Annotated in this window: 6 protein-coding genes; all 6 read left to right on the forward strand. The window is 62.6% G+C overall.

Going from position 1 to position 12446, the window contains the following annotated elements; all coding sequences use genetic code 11:
• Positions 1-358 precede the first annotated feature (358 nt).
• The 6 genes from ACFMO5_RS09470 to ACFMO5_RS09495 all read left to right on the forward strand — a co-directional run bounded on the left by ACFMO5_RS09470 (position 359) and on the right by ACFMO5_RS09495 (position 12374).
• Complete coding sequence (locus ACFMO5_RS09470; RefSeq protein ID WP_376792503.1) at positions 359-2608, forward strand: hypothetical protein; 2250 nt, start codon at positions 359-361, stop codon at positions 2606-2608.
• Between the two features lie 13 nt (positions 2609-2621).
• Positions 2622-4832 carry a glycosyltransferase family 39 protein gene (locus ACFMO5_RS09475; RefSeq protein WP_376792504.1) on the forward strand — a complete coding sequence of 737 codons (2211 nt, stop codon included), beginning with the start codon at positions 2622-2624 and terminating at the stop codon, positions 4830-4832.
• Between the two features lie 37 nt (positions 4833-4869).
• Positions 4870-7044 carry a hypothetical protein gene (locus ACFMO5_RS09480; protein WP_376792505.1) on the forward strand — a complete coding sequence of 725 codons (2175 nt, stop codon included), beginning with the start codon at positions 4870-4872 and terminating at the stop codon, positions 7042-7044.
• Positions 7045-7193: 149 nt separating this feature from the next.
• A complete protein-coding gene (locus ACFMO5_RS09485) occupies positions 7194-9350 on the forward strand; it encodes a hypothetical protein (protein WP_376792506.1) in 2157 nt (718 codons plus the stop codon).
• Positions 9351-9519: 169 nt separating this feature from the next.
• Complete coding sequence (locus ACFMO5_RS09490) at positions 9520-10956, forward strand: glycogen synthase (protein ID WP_376792507.1); 1437 nt, start codon at positions 9520-9522, stop codon at positions 10954-10956.
• A 155-nt stretch (positions 10957-11111) separates the two neighbouring features.
• Positions 11112-12374 (forward strand): glucose-1-phosphate adenylyltransferase, encoded by a 1263-nt coding sequence (locus ACFMO5_RS09495; protein WP_376792508.1) that lies wholly within the window; start codon positions 11112-11114, stop codon positions 12372-12374.
• Positions 12375-12446: the final 72 nt, after the last annotated feature.

Raw genomic sequence — 12446 nt, forward strand, 5'->3', positions numbered from 1 at the left:
CGCTTACGCGGCCCACCCCTCATAGGCATTCCACGAATCGAAAGCTCGTCACTACGAGTTTGGGGTAACTTCCTCTATTGTTTACAACAGAGCAAATCCAGTTGCGCGCCCGGATCCCTAAGGAGAGCCGGTACCGGGTCCCCCTGGCCCCGCCTGGGCTCCTCAGCACCAGGGACCCTTGGTATCCTGGATGGGAAGCTTGGGCGAACGGACGTCCGGCCCCCTGGGGGCAGGCCGCTGTCGCCCGTGGAGCTTCTATGTAAGGGCATTGATCAGTGTGATCGCCCTTTGTGGATCCTTGGGTCACTGGTGTTTCGGGCCCTCCATCGGGCTGGAGGATGATCAGAGGCAGCAAGGGATGAGGCGATCGACGTGGCTTCCTATAGGGTTGCTGTTGCTGACGGCGTGGATGCTCGCTTTGGTGCTGTGGCGGCCAACCTTGGCGCACAACGACGAAGCGCACATCGTTTGGGCGATCCGCGCCCACGATCTCCCTGGGCTGATCGCCGCCGAGATCCGCCTGGACGGGCAGCCGCCCCTCCACCCGCTCCTCCTCTGGCTGATCCAGCAGGTCCCGCTCTTCCGAACGGTCCCCATGCTCTATTTCGCCGGCCTGTTCCTGGCCTTCCCGTTTTATCCCATCATGTTCCGGCTGGCCTACGATATGGGGGGCCTTCGGGCGGGGATGTTTGCGCTGCTTCTCGTGGTTTTTAACCCCCTCGTGCTGAGCATGATGCTGTTTCTGCGGGCTTACGGACTGACCCTGATGGGGAGCGCCCTCACCCTCTGGCTGGCCGTGCGGGCGGATCGCCGCCCGCAGCCTGCCCAGGCCCTGGCCTGGGGGCTGAGCGGCCTTCTCCTGTTTTTCACGTTCTACTACGGCGCCTTCCTCGTTCTAGCCACCGCCCTCTACCTGTTGCGGCGTCCTCGCGCGCGCGCCCGATGGATCGCGGTTTTGCTGGGCGTTGGGATCCCTGGGCTCGCCGCTGCGGTTTGGTCCGCCTTGGCCCTGCGTCAAGCGGTTGCCATTGTGATCCGCCATCAGGGGAGCCCGGGGATCCATCCGGGTCCATTGGAGATGGCGCTGAACCTCTGGCTCACCCTGTGGAATGGGTGGGCAGTGGATGCCCGCTGGGCGTTGGGGGTCGGGGCGCTCCTGGCGGTTGGGTTTGCGGCCATGGTGTGGAGCGCCCGTCTTCAGCTCCTGCAGATCCGGTTTTGGCTTCTGACTTTCGGGATTCCCTTCCTCGGCTTCCTGATCGGTGGTTGGCGCTACAATTTCTTTGCGGCCCGCTATGCCGTCGTCGCTGTTCCCTCGCTGCTTCTGGGGATCGCTTGGATGGCCGCCTACGCGCCCCGGCGGCGCCGTGCGGTCTTTTTCGGGCTGTCCGGGCTGATGGGGATGATCGGCCTCTCCCGGGTGATGGTCGCCTACGCGTATCTGCCGGAGAACAACCCTTGGTATGCGGAGGTGGCCGTTGAGCTGAAGGAACACGCCGCGCCGGGGGACGTGGTGATCATCCAGGCGCCGTGGCACTACCAGGCGTTGCTGATGCACGGCCCGGATCTTCCGTGGCAGTTGTTTGATCTCAACGAGGAGGATCGCTGGCGCGCGGCCTTGGTCCAGCGGCCGGTCGTCTGGTTTTTGGGCGTGCCGGCGTATCGAGGCAATTGGGCGCCGGTCGAAGCGGCCCTCGCGGGGTGGATCCGGGAGGAGATTCGGTCATGGCCATCCCCGGCGGATGCGGTCCTCATTCGCTATGTGCCGCCGGCGGAAGCCCCGGAGTGGCGGGAGATCAGTGCGCGCTTTGAGAACGGCCTGGTTCTGGAGGCCGTGGCCTTGGATCACGAGGGCTCCCATGGGATCCTGCGGGTCGGCTTGCGGATCCAGGCTTTACAACGGATCCCACAGTCCTATACGCTCTTCGTTCATCTGCTGGATCCTGAGGGTCGATGGATCGCTGGAAGCGATGCGGAGCCCCCGATTTCCACTTCAGCCCTCAAGCCCGGCGAGCCGATCGCCCTCTGGCGCGCCTTGGAGATCCCCTCCTGGCTTCCGGCGGGCGTTTATCGGGTGACCGCCGGTTGGTATCCCACGGGGTCCAACGGATGGCCGCGGCTGCGGACCTTGGAGGGCGCGGACGTAGCGGTGCTGGGGGAGCTGTTCCTTCGGCCTCGTCCAATACTGGTGGATCGGCCGGGGTCCTGGCGGTGTGGCGATCTTCAGGTCGAAGCTGTGGCCGTCGACCGCCTCACGCCGTACCGTCAGGCGGGGCCGGACATCTTCCCGGACCCCGAGCGTCCGGATCGGCTCCGGGTCAGCCTGATTGCAGCTCTCACGGGATGGGAAAGGCCGTTTCCGGCTGTTGCGGTGGAGGGCGAGGCGGGCCTTCATGCGCTGATGCGGATGGCCCCGCCTTTCCCTGCGGATTATCCAGCAGGGAGTACGGTGCGTTGGGTCTACGAAGGGGAGCTTCCCCCTCAAAATGGAACTCATTCGCTTCGTGTAGGATGCTCAGGGGGAGGGATCCGTATCCCGGCCTGGACTTTATCCCGTCGCCGGTGGTCGTGGAACTACAGCTGGATTCTTTGGAATCGGATGCCGTAGAGAAAGCAAGGATATGAGGGCTTACGCGAACGCGCGCCGGGCAGTCCTTGTGGTCATCAGTTTGACTTTTTGGGCTGCGCTTAGCCTCGCCCCTCTTGAGCTGGCCCAGGTGGATGAGAAGCACGTCCTGGGGCAGGTCAGCTCCTATGGTTTCCTCGACATCGGGCGTAATGTGATGCGAGACAGCCACCCACCGCTTTATTACTGGCTGGCTAAGGCTTGGTGGCACATCGGCCATTTCGATCGCCCATGGGCTTACCGGGTGCTTTCGGTCTTCATCGGTCTGCTTGCGCTGCCCTTCGCTTTTCGCGTTGGGCTTGAGCTGACAGGAGCACGAGGCGGGCTGTTCCTCCTCGCCCTCCTGGCTTTGAATCCGTTTTACATATTCCAGCTGGTGCTGATCCGAATGTACAGTGTGGTTATCGCCGGAGGGGCGATGCTAACGTGGATCTGGTTGCGGTTGCTCCGACGGCCTTCTCAAAGACAGTGGTTGGTATGGGGTGTGGGACATGGATTATTGGCCTTCGCTCATTACTACAGTGTGCTGTTCACTGCCGGCCAGGGGTTGATCATTGTGCTCCGTCGCCCTCGAGGATGGCGGATCGGGATTGCGATCCTCTTTATCTTCCTTGTCGCCTTTGCTGCCTGGTTTGCTATGGCAGTTCAGGCGGGATCGGTTGATTTCACGAGCCGCAACCTGGCGGCCATCCCTGTGCGTCCGCTGCCTGGGGAGGTGATCTTCCATTTCTGGGCCAATGCGTTGGTCGGCCCGTTGGCGGACGGGCGTTTCGCCCAAGCGGTTGGCTTGGCGGTGGGCTTGATGCTTGGGGTGTTGTGGCTGCGCACCCCTAGGGTCGCCCTCTTACCGGCTTGGAAGGACCTCGGAATCGCCACCGGCCTCGCCTTTCTGGGGGGCGTCCTGCTGGTCCTCCGTTGGCCTTTCTTCGGCGCCCGATACTTCGCCGCCCTCCTCGTTCCCTTCATGGCATGGGTGCTGATGGGTGTGCTCTCGCGTCCTTATTGGCCGATTCTTCTATGTCTGGGCCTGATTGGCCTGGCTCAGATGCCGTTGCTCGTTGGGCGCCCGGATGCGGGAGATACTAAGGAAATCAGATGGATCAGCATGGCTCGATCCTCCGATCCTGTTCTAATCCAGGCCTGGTGGCACATGCTATGGCCGGAGTATCCAAATGTCCGGGCTTACTCTTGGAGCGATCCCAAGCAGCGGCAAGCCGTTGTTTCGGGAGCCCCTTCTTTCTGGTTCATCGGCGTCAGCATGTACCGTGGGAATTGGGAAGGCTGGCTTCAACAGCTTCGATCGACGCACCTCGTCGATTTCCATATGGAAATCGATCATCCCATTCGGGAGCGACAAGCGAGCGTCTTCCATCTTGTTCGCAGGGCCCAGCCTGTGATATGGGAGGATGTGGATGCCCGTTGGGAGAACGGCATTCAACTGAAACGAATTGGTTGGGTTCGACAGGAGGCGGAGCCTGGGGCGTCCTTCCAAGTTGCTTTGCAGTTCACGGCCTGGCGTCCGATCGATCGAAGGTGGACGCTGTTTATGCATCTCGTGGACGGTAGGGGCCAGCTATGGGCCAATTGGGATGGTGAGCCGAATTGGCCAACGGATCAATGGGCTCCGGGCCAGGAGATCCCACTGGGCTGGAGCGTGTTGGTCCCCCTGAACGTGCCTGCGGGGTCCTATCGTGTCCAAATCGGATGGTACGAAACGGGAACTCCGGGATTCCCCCGCGTGCCATTGGAAGGGGCGCCAGGCGTGGATTCCCTCCCGTTGGGCGTAATCACGGTCCGTCCTCAGGAGCTTCCCTCACGGATCGGGACCGTGCGCGAGGGGCCGGTGGAATTGATCCCTCCCGTGCTGCGGATGATCGAAGGCCCCCAGGGCTGGCGCTTGGAGGTCCGCACCCAGTGGCGAAGCTTGGAGGGAGCGTCGACGGCCGGATGGCGTGTGTATCTGAAGGCGCAAGGTGCCGTAATCGAGCTCCAGCGTGCTATTCCTATCCCCGAGGCTTGGGTTCAGGGTCCCGGCTGGCTGAGCGAGCTCTGGATCAGCCCCCCGCTTTCCGGGGGGCGCCCTGCGCTGGGATGGGTGGAGATCGCCTACAACGACCGCTTGGTCAGTCGGCGGCCCGTTTGGATTTTCCCGAATGATGTGCGGTGGCACTATGGGTGGCTCTTCTTTAATCGCTATGATCGCTAAAACCAGGCGTTCAAAGTCCATACTCGTTCGAGCGGCCGTGGGGCTTGCGGTCACCTTGACCTTTTGGGCCGCGCTGGTCCTGATGCCATGGGCTTTGTTCTTGTTCGACGAGAAACACGTTCTCGTGCAAACCAGTCATCACGGCTGGCTGGAGATCGCTCGCGCCCTGATGCGGGATAGCCACCCGCCGCTCTATTATTGGCTGGTCAAGGGATGGATGGAGATCGGGGGCTTCGATCAGCCCTGGGCGTTCCGGGTTTTCTCCCTCATGCTGGGGCTGCTGGCCCTGCCGCTGGCCTTTCAGGTCGGGCGTCAATGGGGTGGGGATCGCCTGGGCCTCGCGTTGGTGGCCTGGTTGATGCTGAACCCCCTGTATCTGTTCTTTTTGATCTTGATCCGGATGTATGGCTTGGTCGTCACCTTGGGGGCGTTGCTGACCTTTCTGTGGGCGCGCCTGATGCGTCGCCCTGCTACGCTGGTGTGGGTGCTTTGGATCCTGACCCAAGTTCTCCTAATCTTCACCCACTACTACGGCCTCCTCCTCATCGGCGCCCAATGGCTGGCGGTCGTGATCCGTCGGCCGCGGGGATGGTGGAAAGGCATGCTCGCTTCGCTTCCCGGGGTGGCTGCATGGGGGGGATGGCTTGCCCAAGCGTTCGGGGGAAGCATGGAGCACACGGTGCGAGCGCTCACCGCGATCCCGGTGCGCCCGATGCCGTGGGAGATCTTGGGGCACCTTTGGGCGAACCTCCTGGTGGGCCCGGTCGCCGATGGACGGCTCGCCGTGGCCGTCGCATTGGCGGCGGGTGGTCTTCTCGTGCTATCCCTCCTCTCGCGTCCGTCCCAACGGGCTCGTTTTCCCTCGGACTTGGTCCTTGTGGCGCTCGTTCCCCCGGGGGTTGGCAGCCTGCTGGCCCTTCGCTGGCCCTTCTTCGCCGCCCGTTACTTCGCGATGTCCCTCATCCCGTCGCTTGCTCTCGTCGCTGTCCTCTTCATGCGCTCCCGGTGGAAACGAGCGTTCCCCCTCTGGCTTTTGCCCGGCCTCGTTGGAATCGTTGGCTTCCCGGTGCTGACATCGTGGGTTCTGGATCTGGAGGATCCGGCGCTTCAAAAGACTATTCAGCTGCTGAGCGCCCCTGAGGCGGTGTTGGCCCAGGCCCCCTGGCATCGGGTCTACTTACCTGGCTTCCGAAATGACGAGTGGCCTGATTCTGCCCAGCGCGCTGTAGTGATTGCCCAAGCTCCGGCTTTCTGGTTCATCGGGGTGACGATTTATCGGGGAGAATGGGAGGGCTGGCTGCGAGAGCTCCAGACCACCCACCTTGTTGACTTCCAGATGGAGTTCCCTCACCCGATCCCCGAATACCGGGCCAGTGTTTTCCACCTGGTTCGCAAGGTTCCAGCTGTCCGATGGGCCCCTTTGGATGCCCGGTGGGCCAATGGGATCCGGCTTCACGATGTAGGCTGGGTTCAGGAGTCCACGGAGGTCGGTCATTCGATGCAATGGCGGCTTCGGTTCTCGGCGGATCGGCCGCTCGAAGGCCGATGGACGCTGTTTGTGCACCTGGTGGACGAGGCCGGACGGCTCTGGGCGAATTGGGATGCGGAGCCGGATCCCCCCACGGACCGCTGGGAGCCCGGGCAGATGTATGAGATCGCGCGCAGCTTGCTAATCCCCCGCTTTGTGCCGCCCGGCCGGTACCAAGTCCACATCGGATGGTATGAGACGGGGACCCTGGGCTTCCCCCGGCTTCCGCTCGCCGAGGGCGCTGGCGACACGGTGCGGATTGGGGAGCTGATCGTCCAGCCGCAGGGAAGGCCATGGCGGGTAGGGACGCAGGTGGTCGACCCAGTCGCGCTGGAGCCCCCAGAGGTCCGCGTGCGCCCTGGCCCGGAGGGCGCTCGGATCACCGTTGCGTTCTGGTGGCAGGGCCGGAAGCCGGCCACATTTGCAGGGTGGCAGGTGGTTTGGCAAGGCTCCGAGGGAACTGTTCCTTTGCAAAGGCTTCATCCGATTCCGGATGGGGCCGTGGCTTCGGGGTGGGTTTATGAGGTTTGGGCCAGCCCGCCCATCGCCGGTGGACGGCCGGCGCTGGGCGGGCTGGAGATCCGATACGCAGGGCAGCTCTTGGCCCGGCGTCCGATCTGGATCTTTCCCGCTCCCGTGTCCTGGAGCTATGATTGGCTGTTTCTGAATCGGATTAACCCTTGAAATAACCTCTCTCCCGGAGTTCGGGGTGGTTAGAGGAGAAGGGATGAAAATCCCTGTGGAGGGCTAGGGGCAGCCGAGGGGGCCAGAGATCCACAAGGGAATCAGCCGAGGAGGACGCCCGATCCGATTCAGCTGGGAGGCCTTGCTGAATGCGTGGGCGGAGAAAACTCGGGTTGCTCCATCTTGGCGTTGCGGCGATCTGGATCGCTTTCTTACGAAGCGCTTGGCCGGCCTCCGACCTCTTTCACTCAATCCCCGAGGGGCGGGATACCCTGGAGGTCCTCTGGGCGCTGCAGTGGTATCGGGAGGCGCTTGGGAAAGGCCGGTCGCCGTTTTTTTATCCGCTCGCCTTCGCCCCGACGGGCTGGCATACCGCGAATCTGGCCCACACGCCCTTTCTGATCGGCTTGATGTTGCCCTGGGCCGTTCTGGGGGGCGAGGCGTTCGCATTCAATGTTTTCGGATGGATCGCGCTGACGCTGGCCTTCGGGGGTGCCTACCGCCTGAGCATGCGCCTGAGCCGAGATCCGTGGATCGCCACAGCAGCAGGCATCACATACGCGTTTCTTAACACCGCATATGCCGGGCTGCGCGAGTTCGGCGGCTATCTTCACATTATGGCAGGCCTGGCACTTATTCCCTGGCTGGTCTTGGAGCTGGAGCACTGTCGCTCACATGGATGGCGAGGCCCCTCGGTGTGGCGAGCGGGGGCGCTCTGGGGGATCGCCGCCAGCGTGCATCCTCAAATGCTGCTGATAGGAGGGGTCCCTGTTCTGATTTACCCGGCTCGCAAGGATGACCTGCGGAAAATGATACGGGCCCTAATCATCATCACGGTCTCAGCACTCGCGCTTTCGGGTCCATGGCTGGTGCTCTTTCGCTGGTCTTTCGTCCAGGATGATATGCGGCCTCACACGGTTGATCTGCTCAAAGATACGGGATATGATTGGGGCTTTGCATTCCAGTGGAATCCTTACAGCCCCTTCCGAAGTTGGATCGATCCTGTCCCCGTATCGTCGAAGCCTCCTCCTATCGGATTGCTTCCTTGGGTGATCGGCGGGCCGATCTTGATATGGGGTTTGATCAAAAAGCGAGGCTCGCTCGGAAGCCGCCGCTTGCTCGTCATCGCATGGATCAGCGCCTTCACATCCGCCGGGATCATGCTCGCATGGAGGGGGCCTGTTGTTTTTAATTGGCCCACGTGGCTAGTGAGCGCCCATCAGGCATTGTGGCGCTGGGGATACTTCTTAAATCCTTCCTTTCTCGAAACCCCTCACATCCCACGCGAATTCTTAAATCGGCTGTATTCCCCCCTTTTTTTATTGGGTATTCTGACTCCCGTTCTATCTTACGCGCCCGCGCTGAATCGGTACGTTGGCCTGTTCGTGCTTGGCTCGATGGCAGCTATCACAGAGGCCATAGCGCATACTATCCGTCCACGACTGGCGCGCTTGGTGATTGGACTTATATGGCTTTTGGAGCTGTACAGCGTGGCTCCAGCGGGCTGGCGATGGCCTGTTCCTCCGCATCCTGCTTACGAATGGCTGAAAGCTCAGACTGGGGAGGGCATGGTCCTTGAGCTTGAAGCGAACAGCGTGACCATTCGTTCCAGTTGGGCCTTGTTGGCTACCCTTTATCATCGAAAGCCCGCGGTGAACGGATGGGGCTCTTTTTACCCACGCTGGTTCGTCCAGCTCGATCAGTTGATCGCTGGGTCTATGGATCGCATCCAGCGGCTGGGGGCTGTGGGGATCCGCTACCTTATCCTGCACCGAGGCCTGGAGGGCTCTGCTGCCATCCCCGTGCCGCGCGATCTGCCCACCCAGTGCTTCGACCCGATCCGCGCTGGGGGCCCCTGGGACGACCCGATTTGTGTGATGGACCTATCCCATCATCCGCTCGTTCGGATCACCAATTTGTTTTTGGTAGAAGGATGGTCCGGCGCGGAGAGCTGGGGGGTGTGGGCGGATTCGCTGTCCGCAAGGGCCTTGTGGATGGCCTCCAGACCAACGACATTTGAGCTTGAGATCCATGCGTTCCCCTTCTGTCCAGCTGACTCCCCCCAACGAATCAGCGTCTTGGTGAACGACCGGCCTTTGACGACGCTGTTGTTCCCGGACTGTGAAGAGCAGCTGTGGGTCCTGAGGATCCCTGCGGATTGGATCCGCAAGGGATGGAACACCTTGGATCTCGCTTTCGCTTATGCCCGGTCTCCTGCGGAGGTGAGCGGGGGGCGGAATCCCGACCCCCGAACTTTGGCCGTGGGCTTCCGCGGGCTCTGGACTCGGGAGAAGCCTGGCGGATAGCACCCTATCCCGCGCCAACCGGTGGGGCCCTTTCAGCTCCTTTTATGCCCTTGAGGGCTCTGGGGGAGAGGAAATTGGGCTTCAGGGATCGAAAGGATCGCTATGCGGTGATGAGAGGGCCGCTGTATGGCATAATGGAAGAGCGACCATCCAATCCCTGGAGGACGTCGTGCGGATCCTCTATGTGGTCGCCGAGGCGGCGCCCTTTGTGAAAGTCGGCGGGCTGGCCGATGTGGCCTATGGGCTCCCCCGCGCGCTGCGCGCCCTGGGGCACGATGTGCGGGTGATCCTTCCCCGTTATCGGGCCATCAACGGTGCGGCGTATCCCCTGCAAGCCCTCCGGCCTCCCTTTGAGGTCTCCGTCGGCCTGGCCGGCGAGACCCGACCGGTTGAGGTCGAGGTGAGCGAGGCGACGGGGGTCCCCACGTATTTCATCTGGGACGAATACTACTTCGGGCGCGATCAGGTTTACGGGTATCCGGATGATCCCCAGCGTTTCATCTTCTTCTGCCGCGCTGTCCTGGCTTTCCTCCGTCATATCGACTGGCGGCCGGAGATCCTCCATGGGAACGACTGGCACACCGGGTTCCTCTTCCTCTGGTTGGCGACCGCTGGCCGGCGGGAGCGCTTCTACCGGCCGATCGCCACGGTCTTCACCATCCATAACATGGCCTATCAGGGGATCACCGGCGACGCCCTGCTGGCGTTCGGGGGGATCCACGAGCATGTGGAGCGGCTGGAGGTGGAGCCGCCGGGCCACATCAACTGGCTCGCCCGCGGGATCGCCCACGCCGACGCGATTAACACGGTGAGCCCCCGTTACGCTCAGGAGATCCTCACCCCGGAGTTCGGCTTCGGCCTGGAGCCGCTGCTCCAGCGCCGGGCCGACCGGCTCTTCGGCATCCTCAACGGCATCGACCCTGAGGCCTGGGATCCTCGAACCGATCCTGCGCTGGCTGCACGCTTTGATGTGGAAACCCTCGAGCGGCGGTCTGAGAACAAGCGGGCTGCTCAGGAAGCCTTCGGCTTGCCTCCCCGGGCGGAGGTTCCCCTCTTCGCCTTCATCGGGCGGTTGATTGAACAGAAAGGGGTCGATATGCTCCTGGAAGCTGCGGAGGCCTTGTTCACCCGGGGAGTGCAGGTGGCGATCCTGGGGACTGGGATGCCGGAATACGAGGCGGCCTTCGCCGAATGGCCTTCCCGCTTCCCGGGCCAGGCCGGGGTTCGGCTGGCGTTCGACGAGCCGCTCTCCCGCCTGCTGTACGGAGGGGCCGATGTCTTCCTCATGCCATCGAAATTCGAGCCCTGCGGCCTCGGCCAGATGATCGCCATGCGCTACGGTGCCCTCCCTCTGGTCCACGCAGTGGGCGGGTTGGTGGACACCGTGCAGGATGTTGCGCGTGAGGATGGCACCGGGTTCGTGTTCTCCTCGTTCTCGCAGGAGGCCTTCCTTGCCGCGGTGGACCGCGCCCTCGCCCTCTACCGAAATCCGGCTGCCTGGCGCGCGGCGCAGCGCCGGGCCATGGCCCGGGACTTTTCCTGGGCGGCCTCCGCCCAGGCTTACGAGGCGCTTTACCGGCGGGCGGTTGCATGGCATAATCCCTAAGGGATAGCGCTATCCGAGGCTCCCTCTGATCTCCGCTCCACATCGAGCATTGGGGCGCCCGTTCAACGCCCGGTGGAGCGCTGATCCCTTCGTCTGTTCAAACGGGGGCGGATGGAGTGTCCGGTTAAGGAGAAGCGGCGTGGAAGAGGATTCCCATGCGTACGGTGGCGATGATCTTGGCAGGTGGCAAGGGCACCCGTTTGAGCATCCTCACGCAGAAACGCGCTAAGCCTGCGGTCCCCTTTGCGGGTAAATACCGGATCATCGATTTTTCCCTCTCCAATTGCGTCAACTCTGGGATCTACTTGGTCGGCGTGTGTACCCAATTCCGGCCCCGTTCCCTCCATGAACACATCGGCAGTGGGGCACCATGGGATCTGAACGGGCTCCATCGCGGGGTTTGGATCCTCACCCCTTACCTGGGACGGGCGGATTCCGACTGGTATCAGGGAACGGCGGATGCGATCTACCAAAACCTGGATTTCATCGAGCACCATCGGCCGACCCACGTGCTGATCCTGGCGGGGGACCACGTGTACAAGATGGACTATAACCCGATGATCCGCCTGCACCAGGAGCGGAACGCCGACCTCACCATCGCGGCCCTCCCGGTGGCCCCTGAGGAGGCCTCCCGCTTTGGGATCCTAGAGACCGATGAGGAGGACCGAGTGGTCCGCTTCGAGGAGAAGCCGATCCGCCCCCGCGGGACGCTGGCCTCCATGGGGATCTACGTCTTCCGCCTGGAGGTACTGCGGGAGGTCCTGATCGAGGATGCGCGGGATCCGGGCAGCAGCCACGATTTCGGTAAGGATATCATCCCGAAGATGATCGAGTCCTATCGTGTCTATGCCTACCGGTTCAACGGTTACTGGGTGGACGTGGGGACCGTTCAGGCCTACTGGGAAGCCCACATGGATCTGCTGGCGGATAACCCCCCACTGGATCTTCACGATCGGACGTGGGTGATTCACACCCGGAGCGAGGAGCGGCCGCCCGTCAACATCCGCACCGGTGCCCACGTGGCCCACAGCTTGATCTCCGACGGCTGCATCATCGAGGGGACCGTGGAGTACAGCGTGCTCTCCCCGGGCGTCCGGGTGAAGCGGGGCGCAGTGGTCCGCTACTCGGTGATCATGACGGACTCCGTGATCGAACCGGGCGCGGTGGTGGATCGTTGTATTGTGGATAAAAATGTGATCGTGGGTGCGGAAGCCCACCTGGGATATGGGGTGGATTACAGCCCGAACCGCCTGGGGGATCTCTCTTCCGGGTTGACATTGGTGGGGAAGAACGCCATTATCCCACCGAACGTCCGCGTGGGCCGTAATTGCATTATCGCCGGCGATGTGACCCCAGAAGATTTCCCGGATCTCCATATCCCCAGCGGCACGACCATCGGGGCCATTGCACCGATTTAACGTCTTGGGAGTTACGCAGTGGGTTTCCTCGTGGGGGCTTCAGGGGCGGAGCCGGGCGCCAAAGGCGCCCGG

Origin of the sequence: Thermoflexus sp., from assembly GCF_042408365.1 — a bacterium.
GTDB lineage: Bacteria > Chloroflexota > Anaerolineae > Thermoflexales > Thermoflexaceae > Thermoflexus.